General features: G+C 44.1%; 15 protein-coding genes. 12 read left to right on the forward strand and 3 right to left on the reverse strand.

What is annotated here, in order from left to right:
• The first annotated feature begins 299 nt into the window (after positions 1-299).
• From xynA to AC6B99_RS01960, 7 genes are all read left to right on the forward strand, one after another.
• Entirely contained in the window at positions 300-941 is a 642-nt protein-coding gene (xynA, locus tag AC6B99_RS01930) for an endo-1,4-beta-xylanase XynA (protein WP_056034536.1), read from the forward strand.
• Positions 942-1067: 126 nt separating this feature from the next.
• On the forward strand, positions 1068-1967 hold the full coding sequence (locus tag AC6B99_RS01935; RefSeq protein WP_056034540.1) for a formylglycine-generating enzyme family protein: 900 nt from the start codon (positions 1068-1070) through the stop codon (positions 1965-1967).
• Between the two features lie 348 nt (positions 1968-2315).
• Entirely contained in the window at positions 2316-3881 is a 1566-nt protein-coding gene (locus tag AC6B99_RS01940) for a response regulator transcription factor (RefSeq protein ID WP_496662615.1), read from the forward strand.
• A 60-nt stretch (positions 3882-3941) separates the two neighbouring features.
• The gene (locus AC6B99_RS01945) at positions 3942-5648 is read left to right on the forward strand and encodes a sensor histidine kinase (RefSeq protein ID WP_496662616.1); all 1707 of its coding nucleotides are present in this window, start codon (positions 3942-3944) and stop codon (positions 5646-5648) included.
• Between the two features lie 102 nt (positions 5649-5750).
• Positions 5751-7454 (forward strand): type 2 periplasmic-binding domain-containing protein, encoded by a 1704-nt coding sequence (locus AC6B99_RS01950; RefSeq protein ID WP_056034550.1) that lies wholly within the window; start codon positions 5751-5753, stop codon positions 7452-7454.
• Positions 7455-7547: 93 nt separating this feature from the next.
• Complete coding sequence (locus AC6B99_RS01955) at positions 7548-8522, forward strand: ABC transporter permease (protein WP_235533132.1); 975 nt, start codon at positions 7548-7550, stop codon at positions 8520-8522.
• Positions 8523-8538: 16 nt separating this feature from the next.
• Positions 8539-9483, forward strand: coding sequence for a carbohydrate ABC transporter permease (locus AC6B99_RS01960; RefSeq protein WP_442952529.1), 945 nt, complete (start codon positions 8539-8541; stop codon positions 9481-9483).
• Between the two features lie 116 nt (positions 9484-9599).
• On the opposite strand, the gene AC6B99_RS01965 is transcribed toward AC6B99_RS01960, so the two are convergent.
• Positions 9600-10166 (reverse strand): TetR/AcrR family transcriptional regulator, encoded by a 567-nt coding sequence (locus AC6B99_RS01965; protein ID WP_056034553.1) that lies wholly within the window; start codon positions 10164-10166, stop codon positions 9600-9602.
• Positions 10167-10376: 210 nt separating this feature from the next.
• Between AC6B99_RS01965 and lpdA the strand changes: the two genes are divergently transcribed.
• From lpdA to AC6B99_RS01990, 5 genes are all read left to right on the forward strand, one after another.
• The gene (gene lpdA / locus AC6B99_RS01970; protein ID WP_496662617.1) at positions 10377-11777 is read left to right on the forward strand and encodes a dihydrolipoyl dehydrogenase; all 1401 of its coding nucleotides are present in this window, start codon (positions 10377-10379) and stop codon (positions 11775-11777) included.
• 36 nt (positions 11778-11813) lie between these two features.
• Positions 11814-12446 carry a biotin/lipoyl-containing protein gene (locus tag AC6B99_RS01975; protein ID WP_494859068.1) on the forward strand — a complete coding sequence of 211 codons (633 nt, stop codon included), beginning with the start codon at positions 11814-11816 and terminating at the stop codon, positions 12444-12446.
• Positions 12430-13602 carry an ABC transporter permease gene (locus AC6B99_RS01980; protein ID WP_496662618.1) on the forward strand — a complete coding sequence of 391 codons (1173 nt, stop codon included), beginning with the start codon at positions 12430-12432 and terminating at the stop codon, positions 13600-13602. The genes AC6B99_RS01975 and AC6B99_RS01980 overlap by 17 nt, the downstream gene beginning before the upstream one ends.
• Before the next feature lie 370 nt (positions 13603-13972).
• Entirely contained in the window at positions 13973-14659 is a 687-nt protein-coding gene (locus tag AC6B99_RS01985) for a nuclease-related domain-containing protein (RefSeq protein WP_056034565.1), read from the forward strand.
• Positions 14660-14739: 80 nt separating this feature from the next.
• Positions 14740-15102: a hypothetical protein gene (locus tag AC6B99_RS01990; protein ID WP_056034568.1), complete on the forward strand. Its 363-nt coding sequence runs from the start codon at positions 14740-14742 to the stop codon at positions 15100-15102.
• Positions 15103-15324: 222 nt separating this feature from the next.
• Here AC6B99_RS01990 and AC6B99_RS01995 read toward each other — a convergent pair whose 3' ends face one another.
• Together AC6B99_RS01995 and AC6B99_RS02000 are read right to left on the reverse strand one after the other, a co-directional pair.
• A complete protein-coding gene (locus tag AC6B99_RS01995) occupies positions 15325-15720 on the reverse strand; it encodes a hypothetical protein (protein ID WP_496662619.1) in 396 nt (131 codons plus the stop codon).
• A gap of 43 nt (positions 15721-15763) precedes the next feature.
• Complete coding sequence (locus AC6B99_RS02000; RefSeq protein ID WP_494880068.1) at positions 15764-16159, reverse strand: hypothetical protein; 396 nt, start codon at positions 16157-16159, stop codon at positions 15764-15766.
• Positions 16160-16176: the final 17 nt, after the last annotated feature.

Genomic DNA, 16176 nt, shown 5'->3' on the forward strand with positions numbered 1-16176 from the left:
CCTTTTTTTTGATACAAAACGCATATAGCCATGGCGACCGAGAAAAGCAAGGCAACGGGCATGGAGGTCAGATCTGTAATCGGCGACACGGCCTGCTCAGTTAATAATAAGCTTAGAAAATGAAGGAAAAACCTATAATTTACAATGTATTAATGTATGCGCTTACTTGCTATAATTTACCTGAAGAAGGAGGTGATAGTAAGATGATGGCGAGACATGACACAGGATAAGTGTTGTGCTGCATAGAGAAGAAACCATAACACATAGGCAAATAACGATAAAAAATGAGGAGGTATCTTATGTTCAAATTAAAGCTGAATAAGAAAATTTTGACGGTATGCCTTGCAGCTTCTATGAGCTTGGGCTTGTTTTCGGCAACCTCAAGTGCAGCGACAGACTATTGGCAAAATTGGACTGATGGCGGCGGAACAGTAAATGCTGTCAATGGATCCGGCGGCAATTATAGTGTTACATGGTCCAATGTCGGGAATTTCGTTGTTGGAAAAGGCTGGATTAACGGATCGCCAAACCGGACAGTTAACTATAATGCCGGCGTCTGGGCGCCGTCTGGCAATGGATATTTGACTCTCTACGGGTGGACAAGAAACTCGCTAATTGAATATTACGTCGTTGACAGTTGGGGCACGTATCGTCCTACCGGAACGTATAAAGGAACCGTGTCCAGCGACGGAGGCACATATGACATTTATACGACTATGCGATACAACGCGCCATCCATCGACGGGACACAAACCTTCCCTCAGTATTGGAGTGTCCGCCAGTCGAAGAGAGCAACTGGGGTCAACTCCGCGATCACGTTCAGCAACCACGTTAATGCATGGCAAAGTAAAGGAATGTATCTGGGGAGCAGCTGGACTTACCAGGTATTTGCGACAGAGGGGTATCAAAGCAGCGGCAGCTCTAATGTAACGGTGTGGTAACAGGCATCATTTCATTATAAATATTGCTTGCTAAGGCCTGCCGGTCTCACAGCTGGCGGCCTTATCTATTTCAACAATAGATATTTGCCTGCATCCTTTTCCTATTCGTTTAAAGGAGAAATAGTAATGAGAAAACGATTTATTTTCCTTTTGCCAGCAATATTATTGGTAGTCATTGCTTGCTCGCAAGAAATGCCTGAAAAGACCGAGAAGGCTGAGAAGACCGAAAACAATGAAAATAATGAAAACAATAAAAACAATGATAATCTTGTCTTTGTAGAAGGTGGGATTTTTGTGAATACGAAGTCCAACTTTTATGGAAAAAGTGTAACTATATCGAGCTTTTATATCGACAAATATGAGGTAACTCAAAAAGAGTGGGTTGAGGTTATGGGAAGCAACCCCTCGGGCTTCAAGGGCGACAATTTACCGGTAGAAATGGTAAGTTGGTATGATGTTGTTGAATACTGTAATAAACGAAGTATAAAAGAGGGCCTGAAACCGTATTACGAGATAGACAAAAATAAAAAAGATCCGAATAATAAGAGTGATCACGATAATCTAAAATGGACAGTAACGATCAATGAGGGAGCGAGTGGTTACCGATTGCCGACGGAAGCGGAGTGGGAATACGCCGCAGGTGGAGGCCAGGTGAGCAACAGTTACACCTACAGCGGGAGCAATAATGTAGATGAAGTAGCTTGGTATTGGAAAAACGCAGGAGACAAATACTTATCAGGAGAATGGAACTGGACTATTATAGAAAGCAACAAAAATAAAACAAAATCTGTCGGTGCCCATAAACCCAATGAGCTAGGCCTTTACGATATGTCAGGTAATGTAAGGGAATGGTGCTGGAACTGGTACGGAGATGGGGACTTGGATAGCGAGAGTGGTTCTTTCCGGGTTGTAAAGGGCGGCGGTTGGATCGGCGACGTCAGAAACAACGAGTTATCTTATCGGGGAAAGTTTGAGGCAAATGGGATTGGCCCGGATCAGGGTTTTCGTGTGAGCCGGGCCCAATAAAATCGGAAAGTGGATACCATATATTAGGCAGAATCAGGCCGAAGTTCGCAAGTGTATAGAGCCTGGCAAGCCACGATTTTTGAAGCAAAGGAAAGCAAAGGAAAGATGACCCTTTGCTTTCCTTTGCTTCTCTTATGTAAAGACTATGTGCTCCTAGTACGCTCTGATATAATAACCCCAGTCTTGCTTTATGTTCTGCTCATTCTGTACATATATGAAAATGTTCCGACCTATAGAGGAAGATTTTGAGCAAGTAGTCGATGGAAAACTCACGATATTCTTTTTGAAAATTATATTCTATAGTTAGTATCTAATTGGAATGAGCTTCAGTAAGGGAGTGAGATTACGATGTACGGAATCATTATTGTCGACGATGAATTATTTGTCCGCAAGGGCTTGATTGAAATGGTGGATTGGGCAAGCAGTGGTTTTGAGGTGATAGGTGAGGCAGACAACGGAGAAGACGCTCTGGATCTTATCTGCAAGAAGCAGCCGCATCTTGTCATTACGGATATCCGTATGCCAATTTTAGACGGAATCGGGCTAATTCAAGCCGTAACGGAGGCGAAGCTTGAAACCGAATTTATTATTATCAGCGGTTATAATGACTTCCGTTACGCCCAGCAGGCGGTTCGGTACGATGTACTGGATTATGTGCTTAAGCCTATTAATGAGAACGAAATCGTGAAAGCGCTTCATAAATATCGCGACAAGTTTTCTGCACAGAAACAGCTAAAAGAGAGGCTTATTATTCACGAGGAAGAGAAACTGATTGAGACGCTCATTCGTGGTGAAGCCAAGGACGATGCTCTTGAGGTCTGGGAAAAGCATTGGACTGGAATGGGAGCGAAGGAGTTTATGTACGTATTGCTGGAAATTAATAATGTGTTTCCGTGGGGAGACAGGCTTATGCCTCCTAAGGCAGAATTCAAAAATGCAATCCAGCAATCGGTTCAGCAGCTTTGTTCGGAAACCCCGATTGTGCACGAGCATCGGCGCGCATTCGGATTTATTATACCTGATCTCTACTTAAGAGGACATAATGGTGATGCCCGGAGCTTCATGGCAGATTGTCTGCTTCAGCTCAGTAATCTGTTCTCCTTAGATATTCAAGCCTATGTGGGCAGAACGGTAAGCTCCTTCATGCTATTGAAGCATTCTTACGTCAGCGCTAAGGAGACCGTGCAATATAAATACTTCAGGCACACCCAGCGAATCCTCCTGCATTCCGATATTGCCGATAAGGATCTCCGTTATGTCCATATCAAGGACGAGGTGTACCGTACAATCATTGAAGCCATTGAAGAGAACAACGAGCAAAAGCTTGTTTTGGTTATCGACCGGATGTTTGCGGAGTTTGCAGAAAAGGCTGTATCGCAGGAAGCTATAAAAGCGGCCACGATTCAATGTGTCCACAGTGTGCTGAATACGGTTAGAAGTATGGAAGGCGATGAAAAGCGGCTGGCAAGTCTTATGCCTATCATGAACTGGCAGGATCATAATATCACATTTAGCGAGCTCCGGGCCTTATTTGAAGCCTTTGCGCTGGAGGCTGCCAGGTTGATTCAGAGTCTCTATCAAAGCTATGGAAGTGGCGGGCTTTATAAGATTAAGTGTTATGTAGATAAAAATTTTCATGAAAATCTCAATCTGAAAAGTATGGCTAATCAGTTTTACATGAGTTCTGCCTATCTCGGACAAATATTCAAAAAAAACTATGGGATTTATTTCAATGACTACTTGCTCCAGCTGCGTATTACGGAAGCCAAGAAGCTTCTAAGACAGACCGACATGCGGATCTATGAAATTGCCGAGCAGGTGGGCTTCAAAAATGCGGATTATTTCGTGACCCAATTTGAAAAGCTGGGACAGATGACCCCTACGGAATATAGAAGCCGAATCGGCAAGCGCTAAAGCGAGGAGGGGGAAGGGGAAGCTATGCATTTTCTGAATAATATCCGGTTGAGGAACAAAATGTTTTTGGTATATTTCCTTGGTGTCATTGCTCCAATCATTCTGACGAATGCGATTTTTTATAATATTATTACCGAGAATGTAAAAGAACAAAGAATCAATGATATTGACCGTGCCGTGGAGCAAATTAAAAATGAGTTCCAGTTAATGGTTGATCAAGGTGTAGGGTTATCCTCTTTTTTTTATGCGGATTACAAAACCAATGAAGTGTTAAATATGAATTTCACGCATACGGAAGACTATGTAGAGGCCTATGATCTCTATTTAAGATCGATTCTGAACAATTACTCTCCGTTCTCTTCTTCTCTTCAGAACAAAACGATATATGTAGACAATCCCACGCTTTTGAATTCAGGAAATATCGGCATATTATCCGATGAGGTTCGTGAAGAAGCATGGTATAAGCTTTGGCTGAAGGATGCGTCATCCCAGCCTGTATTCGTTCGCATCGAAGACCCGGAGGGCCAATTTCAATCTTTTTCGCTGCTCCGGCGAATGGATTATTTTGCGGATCGGATGGCCAAGGAGAAGCTCATTAAACTTGATTTCAAGACGATTGATATCATGGAGATTTTTTCTAATTTGAATGTAAAGGGAGATATGTACCTGCTGAGTCCAGGAGACCGAATAGAATACACAACCAACCGGGCAATCGACTGGCAGGCGAATACCAAGCATCTGTACAGCTCCCTGAAATCGGATAATCTCATTCAATTTGAGAAGGGATATGGCAGCATCAGTTATCTGCGCGGCTGGAAGGTCGTGGGTACCATTAATGAGCATGAGATTATTAAGGAGGAGTTGAAGTCACGCTATTTCATTGTTTGGTCCGGATGCGTGATGATGATTTTTCCTACTATAATCATCTTAATTATTACAAGGTCTATTAACGTACGGATTATTGAAATCCTAAAGCATATGAAGAAAGTAAAAACACAGAATTTTCAGATGATCAATTATGGGGAAGCCCGTGATGAAATCGGTCAGCTGACACTCGAATTCAACAATATGATTATGCAGATTAAGACATTAATTAACGATGTGTATATGACGGCTATCCAGAAAAAATCACTTGAGCTGGAACGGCGGAAGGCGCAGCTGAATGCTCTTCAAAGTCAGATTAATCCCCATTTCCTGTTCAATGCGCTTGAGACGATACGGATGCGAAGTCTGCTTAAGCATGAGAAGGAGACAGCCAAAATGATTCAAAGTATGGCGATGATTTTACGCAGCTCTTTAACCTGGAATAAGGAATGGGTAACGGTGGAGGAGGAACTGGGTTTTATCATGTGTTTTTTAGAAATACAGAAATATCGTTTCGAAGACAAATTGAAATACCATGTCGAGGTGGAGCCTGAAGCCCGTGCCTGTGTAATCCCGAAGATGGTGTTTCTTCCCTTTGTGGAGAACGCTAGCATTCATGGGATTGAACCGCTGAAAAAAGGCGGGGGAATTGATATCCGGATTGGAATTGAGGAGGATTTTGTCGCTTTCTCAGTCAAAGACAACGGAATCGGCATGAACGGGGAGCTGGTCAGCAGGCTGTATGACTACCTTAAGGCGGAAGAACTTATTGGCGACCGGATTGGGATACAGAATGTAATTTACAGGGGCAAAATGCTTTATGGCGACCGAATTGTATTTGAAGTACACAGCCGCCCTGGTGAAGGAACAAGAATCGTGCTGAAAATTCCATCGAATCCATAGTTTTCAAAGAATAAACCATAATTTAAAGGGTAACGATGAAATGAAAACGCTTTTATACTAAGGGAGTAACACACCATTCATATAAAAGGGGGAGTAAAAGCAATGAACAAAATCAATAGAATTTGGCTTCTCTGTTTAACAGCAGTATTATCATTATCTGTGATTACAGCTTGCTCTGGCAACAATAATACGAAGGAGAATACAGGAACGGCGGAGCAGAGTGGCAATGCAACTACAGGAGCCAAGCAGGATAAAGTAACATTTAAAATTTTCAACGGGGTAGCCGGTTCGAAGGATGGCAATACCAATCAAACTACAATCGGCAAGCTCCTTGAGGATCAAACCGGCGTGAATTTCAAGCTGGAGTTTGTAGTCGGCGACTTAAATACAAAGATTGGAACGATGATTGCCGCTAACGATTACCCTGATGTGCTAATCCCGGATGCAGCAATAGAAGAAGTGCTGAATGCAGGCGCTTTTATACCGCTCGATGATCTCATTGAGCAATACGGTCCGAATATCAAGCGGGTTTATGGAAAATCGCTGAATCAAATGAAAGCTAAAGATGGAAAAATCTATTTCCTCCCTATTGCTGCGCAAGTGAACGATTTTATTCCTGAGCCGGAAGCCGGAGCAGCTTTCTGGGTGCAGCGTCGTGTGCTGGAGGAAGCCGGATATCCCAAGATCAAAACTTTGGATCAGTACGTCGAGCTAATCACGAATTACCGAGATAAGCATAAGGACGAAAATTTGACTGGATTAGTATCACTTACACATGACTGGCGTTTTTTTGCCACCTCCAATCCGCCTATGCACCTTATGGGTTACCCGAATGACGGCAACGTTACTGTAGATACCAGCACTTGGGAAGCAAAAACGTATGCTGGTTCTGACGCTACTAAGAGGTGGTTGAAAGAATTAAATAAACTGAATGCAAATGGACTTTTTGACAAAGCGTCCTTTGTGGACAACTACGACCAGTATATCGCCAAATTAACTTCCCATAAGGTACTCGGCTTTTTCGATTACCGCTGGCAGGTAGATAATGCGCTTAATGTCCTGAAGGATGCGGCAAGAAAGGATCCTTCCCTGGACGGATATAATTACTTCCCGCTGCCCATTACCTTTGATGAAAATACCCCGGATGCTTATCTGGACCCTCCGGGCGGACTAGTAACCAACCGCGGAATCGGGATTACGGTCAGCGCCAAGGACCCGGTCCGAATCATCCAGTACTTTGACAATATGCTGACAGAAGAGAATCAGACGCTGTTGTCATGGGGAATCAAGGGCGAAACCTATGAAGTAAATGAAGAAGGCCGCTACTATCGAACTCAAGAGCAAATTGACAAAATTGATGAGACGTTCAGAGAGAGCTTTGGCTTCAAATATTACAGCTGGAACTGGCCAATGTATAATGCTACCTCTACACTGGCTAACGGAAATGCGCGAAATGTTGCCAGCCAGCCAGAGGTTTTCCAAATGACACTGACGGAGAAGGATAAATTCATTCTGGAGAAGTATGGGGTGCAAACCTATAGCCAGTTGTACGCTGAGCCGATCAGCCGTCCTTACTTTCCTGCCTGGGGATTTGCGAAGGAGCAAAACTCACCGGAACAGCTATGGGAAGCAAGCAAGGATGAAATGACGAAGAAATACTTCCCGAAAATGGTAATGGCAACTCCGGATAAATTTGATGCTGTATGGGAGGAGTATATGAAGGAATTCGGCAAGCTGGACACTGCGGGCTATGAGAAATGGACAACGGAGCAAGTGAAGCAGAAGGTTGCGATGGCGAACCAGTAATCCCTTTTATGAGAAAGGCCAGACTGCATCGGTTGAGGCTGGCCTTTCTGAATGTTTGCTTTACCCGTGTGGTTTTGGAAGGAGAGAATACAGGTGGACAAAAATACGGTATTGGCCATTTCCCAATCCAAGGGAAATAAATACGAGAACCGAATCAGGCATTTCTTTAAAAAGCTGTTTCAACAGCGTGCCCTCGCCATCATGTCTGTTCCCTTTTTAATATGGCTGATTATATTTAAATATTTACCGCTATGGGGCTGGACCATCGCTTTCCAGGATTATAAGCCGGCTAAAAAATTTATGGATCAAGCGTGGATTGGGTTTGAGCATTTTAAATTTTTGTTTGGGGATGACCGATTTCTCAGAGTTCTCCGCAATACGCTGGCTATGAGCTCGATTAATTTGATTTTTGGCTTCATCACAGCGATTACACTTGCTTTGCTGCTAAATGAAATACGCAATATCGCCTTTAAACGCGTCGTTCAGACCGTGAGTTATTTGCCACACTTTATATCCTGGGTGGTAGCAGCGAGCATTATCCAAACGACCTTGTCGCCGGACGGAACAATCAACCAATTGTTAGTCGGGTTGGGATTTATTGATCGCGGCAATGAAATTTTGTTCTTAGGCATTCCAGAGTATTTCTGGACCATCTTCGGAGCAAGCTCTATCTGGAAAGACATAGGATGGAATACAATTGTGTATCTGGCGGCAATGACGACGATTGATCCTACGCAATATGAAGCTGCAGAGATTGACGGTGCGAATCGATTCAAGAAAATGATCTATATTACATTGCCTGGTATTAAATCTGTTGTAATCATACTGCTAATTATGAATATCGGTTATTTGCTGGAGTCGGGATTCGAACCACAGTATTTGCTGGGCAACGGCATGAATGTTGACTATTCCGAGAACATAGATATATTCGTGCTGAAATACGGGATTGCGCAGAGCAATTTCTCTCTTTCTATTGCAGCAGGCATGTTCAAAACCGTGGTCAGCTTCATCCTATTGTTTATAGCGAATAACGCCGCGAAACGCATGGGAGAAGCCAGGCTGTATTAGAAAAGGAGGAGCACGAATGGAAATCGTAGCTGTCAAAAAGAATAAACGGATTAAGCATCGAATGAGCTCTTCCACCGGTGACCGCTTGTTTGTCATTTGCAACTACAGCTTCATGATTTTTTTGATGATTATTACTCTCTATCCATTTTTGAACGTACTTGCGGTTTCTCTCAACAGTGCACAGGATTCAATAAAAGGCGGAATATACCTGCTGCCACGAGAGTGGACAATCGCTAACTATAGCTACATTTTTAGAGAGGCGACTATTTTTCATGCGACTCTCATATCAGTCCTGCGAACGGTCATAGGAACTGTCGTAACCGTCTTCTGCTCGGCCATGCTGGCTTTTACGCTCAGCAGACAGGAATATGTGCTCCGCAAATTCATCACGGTGGCCTTTATTATGACTATGTATTTTAACGGCGGCCTAATTCCAAATTATCTCCTAATGAGAGATATGGGGATGATTGGAAGCTTCTGGGTATACATTCTTCCGGGAATCATTGGCGTGTTCAACCTGATCATCATTCGTTCCTTTATTGAGAATCTTCCGGAAAGCATCCTTGAATCGGGAAAAATTGACGGTGCAGGAGATTACAGAACCTTTTTCAGTATTATTTTACCGTTAACGGTACCCGTGCTTGCAACGGTAGCTTTATTTTCCGGGGTATACCAATGGAATTCGTGGTTCGACGTATTTCTATATAATTCATCAGACAGCAATTTAAGCACCTTGCAATATGAACTGCAGAAAATTCTGCAAAACTCCAATACGACCACCGGAACATCGAGCATGGATGGGATGATTCAAGGAGCCAGCGGAGCACAGCAAAATATGGTTACGCCTATGGCCGTTCGTGCTACGATGACGATTGTTGCCTCGGTGCCGATTATTATGGTGTATCCTTTCCTGCAGAAATATTTTGTCAAAGGCATGATGGTAGGCGGGGTAAAAGGGTAAGCTCCCAATTGGAGTCTAAGTGCTTCCGTGCGCCTCAATGCCGGGAGCAACTACTTGAACAAAAAAACACGCCATTTATGGGCGTGTTTTTTTTGTGCTTAGCAGCTTGGACAAGTCTAGGCCATAACCAACGCTTTGGCATACTGTTTGCCTGCCGAGAGAAGGCTGTCGCTCATTTCAGGATTGTGAACAGAACGTGCAAGAGCAAGGGAGCCGACCATAGTGCTCAGCAGGGCGCTGCCTTTGGTTAGGTCGATTTCCGCCAGATTGGAGATAAAAGCAATCATCCGCTCCAATTCAATGGTGAATACTTGCCGAACCTCTTCGGAGGAACGGGATATTTCGCTGGAAAGGGCAGGAAGAATGCAGCCCATCTCCGTTTTGTCGCGATGGTACGGACTTAAATAATAATCAATGACCGTATTGATTTTGGGATTTTGAAGCTCCTGATCAGCGATGTTCTGCAGCAGTGCGATCGTATCGCTAATGGCATACTGGCACGCTTCGGCGACCAGCTGCTCTTTATTGTCAAAATGCGAATAAAACCCTCCATGGGTCAATCCGGCCCCCTTCATAATGAACGGAACACTTACATCGTGGATACCATTGGTGCGAAAAGCCTGGGCAGCACTTTCAACGATCTTATTCCTTACTTTAAGCTTATGGCCTTTGGGATACGGCATTGTAATCACCCCATAACATCATCATTAACTTCATCATGCCATCCTTTAAAATATTATAATCGTCATAATTAAGCCTGTCAATTTAGCGATAAGCTAGCGGTTAGCTCCAAAAAGGCTAAACGCGGCTGTTGACGTTTTTAAAATATGATGATTATAATATATTACGATCATCATATTTAGAGAGGCAACTTCAATAGGAGGTATCACGATATGAGTAAGCTTGAATCGGTAGAAACGTTAGTCATTGGATCAGGTCCGGGAGGTTATGTGGCGGCGCTGCGCTGTTCACAGCTTGGAATGAAGACGGCAATTGTTGAACGCAGTCAGCTTGGGGGAGTATGCACGCATGTTGGCTGCATTCCATCCAAAGCGTTGATCGCAGAATCACATCGCCATGATTTGCTCCAAGAGTTCTATCATGCAGATGCGGCAGCGTCATTTAAGAATGCTCAGCTTTTCAAGCAGGGAATTGTGAACAAGCAGGCAGGCGGAGTTAGTTATCTATTAAAGACTGCCGATGTGAGCATTTTGGAGGGGGAAGCTCGTTTCGTTGATGAACATACAGCACTTATCAAACAAGCTGGACAGGAGCAGCTCATCTCTTTCAAGTACGCCATACTGGCAACGGGGTCTCGTCCGATTGAGCTGCAAGCCTTTCCGTTCGGCGGGCGTATGCTGTCTTCCACAGAGGCTCTTTCACTCCCAGAGGTTCCTGCTAGCTTAGTGGTCATCGGCGGTGGATATATCGGGATTGAGCTTGGGCAGATGTATGCCAAATTTGGCACAAAGGTGACGATTTTGGAGGGAGGAGAACAAGTGCTGCCGGGATTCGAGGCGGAGCTTGCTGCCCCTGTTGTCAAGCAGTTGAAGGCTGATGGGATAAATATCGTAACGGGTGCGACGGCGGGGAAAATGGTACAGAATTCCGCGAGCATTACGCTTCATTATTCTAAAAATCAAGAGCAGCATCAGGTTACAGCGGAATATGCATTAGTCACTGTCGGCAGAAAACCAAATACAGACGGCGAGTTAGGGCTGGATCGCATCGGCCTGCCAGTGACAAGCAGAGGACTGATCAGTACGGATAAACAGTGCAGAACGGCTATCCCGCATATTTTTGCAATTGGAGATATTACGGCTGGTCCGGCGCTCGCACACAAGGCTTCCTATGAAGCGAAAGTTGCGGCCGAAGCGATTGCAGGCTATGCCTCCGAGGTCGATTATAAAGCGATTCCGCTCGTCGTCTTTTCCAATCCAGAGCTGGCTAGTGTGGGCTTAAGTGAAACGGAGGCAAAGGCAAAAGCCATCCCGATTGTTGTCGGTAAAGCCCCTTTCGTAATCAACGGAAGAGCATTGGCATTGAAGGAAACGGAAGGTTTCGTCAAAGTGGTGGCGGACCCGATTTCAGGAATCGTCATTGGTGCGCAAATCGTTGGAGTGGAGGCATCCACCCTTATATCGGAGCTTGCCCTTGCGATCGAGATGGGGGCAGCCGTGGAAGACTTGGCTATGACGATTCACCCCCATCCTACATTGGGAGAAGTGATTATGGAGGCTGCCGAAAACGCGGTCACAAAAATGAGGATGAGGAAAAAAGAGCAGCAGATTTAACCGCATATCGACAATTGGAATGGGAGAGATACAACAATGAAAATAAAAGCAGGTTTTTATATCGGGATTGCGATGGTGCTTATCGTGGGAGGTTCGCTTCTTGCGATGAAAGGAAAGGATGCTGTCAGTCAGGCTGAGAGCAGGAAGCAAGGTGTGCTTGAGGCGGAGCAAACGACCCTATTTTATGACAAGAGTCCAGGGATGATTGTAAAGGTTAATGCAGCTGCAGGCGATTCCGTAAAACAGGGAGATGTGCTCTTTAAGGTTAAATCAGCTGGCGAAGGGGAAATCGATGTGCTTGCGCCGGATGACGGATTGATCAGCAGAGTCGCTGTAAAGCCGGGGGAACAGCTGGCACAAGGCATGCCAGTTGCGATTTTGCAAAAGAATACCTTCTATACAGATCTATACATTCAGGAAAGTGAAATGGATAAGCTTGAGGTCAATAAAAGGGTAGAGGTTCATTTTCCATATGTGGAGCGTCAAGTTCAGATCGATGGTGTTGTAGCTTCCATTGCAGCTGCGCCTCAATTTGCCAACCTGCGTATGAGTCGTGAGAAAGGGCAAGCTGATTTAAGCATGTTCCTTGTTCGAATAGCTATGGAATCAAATGCTGATTTGCTTCCGGGCATGACCGCGGAGGTGAGACTTGATGAATTCGCTGATTGACGAGTGGAAGCACGTAGCGGGCAGCAAGTATGCTCGCATGATCTTTATCGGTCCGATAATTGCGGCCATCTTTTTTGGATTAATGTTTTCGCAGAACCAGATCAGTGAATCGCCTATTGTCGTCATTGATGAGGATCACAGTGCATATTCCCGGCAGATCATTTCCAAAATAAATGCTTCCCCATACATGAAAGTCACTAACGTGTACGCCAGCCGTATGGCCCCAGAAGCATTGCTGGCTAATGAGCAGGCTGTAGCGGTCATCATGCTTCCCAAACAGTTGGAGCAGCGTCAGCTGCAGGGAATATCAACGAATATCGGCATTTTAATGGATAATACGATGCCCTCAGGGCTGACTGGCATCCGAACCGCGATTCAGGAAGTCATCGTAACGGAAAATACGACCGTTTCCATGACCCGTCTGCTGCAAAAAGGGATGGATGCCGAAACGTCCAAAGGGCTCGTCTCACCGTTGTCCCTTCAGCAGCGTATGCTGTTTAATCCGACCACAAGCTATGTCGGCTTTATGGTGCTTGGCTTTGTAAATATAGTCGTTTTAATGATTACAACAAGTGCTGCTGGCTCGATTGTACCTCGCCTGCGTCAGGAGGGAAAGCTCTTCGCCAACGGAAAGTCGCCTTTGCAGCTGTGGATGCGCAGTGTACCTTACGCTGTTCTGAGCTCCCTATCCCTGCTCCTGTGCTATGGATTATTAAAACAGGTGGGGGCCATGCGGTTTGAAGCGGAGCCCTATGTTTTTATCATCCCCTTGCTTGTTTATGCCTTTGCTTTGTCACTCGTGGGAATGTTGATTGGCTATTCTGCCAAAGACCAGTCCAAAATCAGTTTACGAACCAGCTTGGTGCTGTATCCATCGTTTCTTGCTACGGGAATTCAGCTGACTCCGCTTGCGTTTCCAGAGCCTTTTCAAATTTTCGCATGGGCATTGCCTTTGAACTGGCTTAACCGCCTCATCCGCGGGATGGCTTTTCGCGAGGGGGAGCTAGCAGCCTACGGTCAGGAATTGGGGGCGCTGCTGATCATTATCGGCGTTGTGTCCTTGTTAATTGGATTACTTGTAATGCAGGAAGCTGGGAAAACAGATTCCAGCCGGGAATCGAGGATGACTTCAGATGTTGTGCCGAGCAGAGGTTAATCAATTAGGGCGCAGCTAGTGGAGCAGGACAATAAAATAGGGATGTATTGAAGTAAATCGTAAAGAGGGGTATCGAGCCTCTCTTTTTTTGCTCCTAATACAAGCTTGCATCTGAACTCGCTAAAAAGCTTAGACCGCTTCCATGGACATTACGAGTCACTCTAGGCGTTCTCCAGTTTTCTTATTGAGAATCTCTCACAGTATAAGGAGGCAAACAAAACTTTGTATAGGCAAGATGATATAATACATATAAATGGAATTTTAAAAATGGGATTAGCGCTTCGAAATAAAGTGATGTACATATCTTGGATATCGATGATTTAAAGCCTAAAGTCAATTTCCGAGAGTCATATATAAGAGGAGCTGTACAATGTTAAATAAGTTTTTGGCTTTTTTTAAAAAGAAGTCGTCTGAAAAGCCCGTTGTACCTAGAAAATCGTCTAAACCACCGCAGCGAAAAAAGATAGAAGCGACTCGTATTGGCGAATTAGGCGAGCATAAAATAAATATTCAATTGGATCAGTTGCCAAAAGACTGCAAGTATTTAAGTGATTTGCTAATCTCTAATCCTAAGTCACGCTCAGGTTATTCCCAGGTGGATCATCTCGTTATTTCTCCCTATGGACTATTCGTCATTGAAACGAAAAACTATAACGGGGAGATTAAGGGCGGGCGGAATGATACGCACTGGAGCGTGAGCAATCGTTTCAAAATGTATAATCCTCTTAGACAAAACTACGGGCATATGAAAGCATTGGAATCGCATTTAGAGGAATATGGAACATTGAGATATATTTCAGTGATTTCTTTTACCATGAGATGTCGATTCAGCATTGATCCCGAGCTGCGCAAAATTCATTCTGACGAGCTGATTGTATATGATGTGGAATTATCTGAGTTTATTAACCGGAAATTAAATCGACTAAAAGCCGAGAATCCGACAGCGAATGTGACGAAGGAAAGCGTACAAACTATCTACGAGAAAGTAAGAAGGTTAAACATTACCGATTTAAATAGTAGGGCAGAGCATATTGAAAAGGTGAAGAAAAGTACTTAAGAGATTCATTATAAATAATCAGAGGTATTCTATAAAGCAAGGTCTTTATGAGCAAATCATGAATAACAGGAGCGTGATTAATGGGCATTAATAAAAAAGGTAGAAGAAAGATTGTATGTAACGCCAGATTATTTTATTGGTATGTCCAGCCGGACTATGACGATTGTGGGCAAATAAAGCTAAATATCGTTTCAGATGATAAAAAGTGGATCGTTTCATATGAAGTCGGTCAGTCCAAGAATCCCAAAACACCCCACATCGTTATTAAGGGACGGGAATTTGAAGGATTAGATAGATCCGGTTGGCAAGGCTGGATGAGGGTACAGACTCCAATCTGGGAGGATACGATTATCACACCAGAATTAGTAAAGACAATTATTGAATGGTGTTTTCACAAGAAGGAGCGATTAATCGTTGTTGATTGGAAGGGGGAAATCATTTAGAGCCTAAATGATAGACTTGAGTCCAGAGGATACGAGCAACACCTTAAAAAAGGAGAGGTTTGATATAGCTCTATTTACAATGGTATTTAGAGAACATGGAGTGGGAAACAAGAACACGCAGGTACCCAATGGTATCCGCGTGTTCTTGTTCATTTGTATGACTCCATATTTTACAATGACAAAGTCAAGCATAATTAGAAATGATGACGATGTCCAATCCTATTATTTGAAGGTAATGCTATAGGATACGGACGGATAGGCTATTGTCGATCCTGGAACGCGCTCTACTACTGTGATTAGAGTGCCAGGGTTATAGTAGGCCGAACCGCTGTTGTAATAGGTGCTGTTAACGATGGTCGTTCCTAGATCGAGCGTCGTATTATTGTAGCTCCAGTAGTAATGCAGTTGAAGTGCATTAGGAACGGCTGTAGTGACGGTAACACTTGTACCTGTAGTTTTAGCATTAGGGAGGATGTAGGCATAGGATTGAGTAGCAGCAAGTGTATTATAATAGAGACCGCCGTAGCCGACGATAGCAGGATTAGCCGAAGCCGTCATGCTGAACATAAGAGACATTGCCATAACGAGAACAAATAGTTTTGTGCTCCGTTTTTTCATAAATAGTCCGTCCTCTCCCAAAATGGATGGCTAACTTGTGCGATTAGTTGAAAGTAATAGAGTAATATACGGAAGGAATAGCAGTCGTCGATCCTGGAACGCGCTCTACTACTGTTATCAGAGTGCCAGGGCTGTAGTAGCCCGAGCCGCCATTGTAATTTGTGCTGTTTACGATGGATGTGCCAAGGTCCTGTGTTGTATTGTTGTAGCTCCAGTAGTAATGCAATTGAATGGCATTTGCTGCCGTTGCCGTAACCTTAACGCTTGAACCAGATGTTTTAGCATTAGGGAGAATGTAGGTATAGCTTTGACCAGCTGTGAGCGTATAGGAATTGGTAATTCCATAGGCGATGATAGTAGGGTTGGCCGATGCCGTCATGCTGAACATAAGAGACATTGCCAAAACAAGTACGAATAATTTTGCGCTTCGTTTTTTCATAAATGGTCCGTCCTCTC

The organism is Paenibacillus liaoningensis, assembly GCF_059609455.1.

Excerpts from the sequence above, each read along its gene's own strand:
- AC6B99_RS01940 (WP_496662615.1), top strand. The coding sequence starts at position 2,316 with ATGTACGGAATCATTATTGTCGACGATGAATTATTTGTCCGCAAGGGC.
- AC6B99_RS01995 (WP_496662619.1), bottom strand. The coding sequence starts at position 15,720 with ATGAAAAAACGGAGCACAAAACTATTTGTTCTCGTTATGGCAATGTCT.
- AC6B99_RS02000 (WP_494880068.1), bottom strand. The coding sequence starts at position 16,159 with ATGAAAAAACGAAGCGCAAAATTATTCGTACTTGTTTTGGCAATGTCT.
- AC6B99_RS01950 (WP_056034550.1), top strand. The coding sequence starts at position 5,751 with ATGAACAAAATCAATAGAATTTGGCTTCTCTGTTTAACAGCAGTATTA.
- AC6B99_RS01960 (WP_442952529.1), top strand. The coding sequence starts at position 8,539 with ATGGAAATCGTAGCTGTCAAAAAGAATAAACGGATTAAGCATCGAATG.
- AC6B99_RS01990 (WP_056034568.1), top strand. The coding sequence starts at position 14,740 with ATGGGCATTAATAAAAAAGGTAGAAGAAAGATTGTATGTAACGCCAGA.
- AC6B99_RS01985 (WP_056034565.1), top strand. The coding sequence starts at position 13,973 with ATGTTAAATAAGTTTTTGGCTTTTTTTAAAAAGAAGTCGTCTGAAAAG.
- AC6B99_RS01980 (WP_496662618.1), top strand. The coding sequence starts at position 12,430 with ATGAATTCGCTGATTGACGAGTGGAAGCACGTAGCGGGCAGCAAGTAT.
- AC6B99_RS01975 (WP_494859068.1), top strand. The coding sequence starts at position 11,814 with ATGAAAATAAAAGCAGGTTTTTATATCGGGATTGCGATGGTGCTTATC.
- AC6B99_RS01935 (WP_056034540.1), top strand. The coding sequence starts at position 1,068 with ATGAGAAAACGATTTATTTTCCTTTTGCCAGCAATATTATTGGTAGTC.
- AC6B99_RS01945 (WP_496662616.1), top strand. The coding sequence starts at position 3,942 with ATGTTTTTGGTATATTTCCTTGGTGTCATTGCTCCAATCATTCTGACG.
- lpdA (WP_496662617.1), top strand. The coding sequence starts at position 10,377 with ATGAGTAAGCTTGAATCGGTAGAAACGTTAGTCATTGGATCAGGTCCG.
- xynA (WP_056034536.1), top strand. The coding sequence starts at position 300 with ATGTTCAAATTAAAGCTGAATAAGAAAATTTTGACGGTATGCCTTGCA.
- AC6B99_RS01965 (WP_056034553.1), bottom strand. The coding sequence starts at position 10,166 with ATGCCGTATCCCAAAGGCCATAAGCTTAAAGTAAGGAATAAGATCGTT.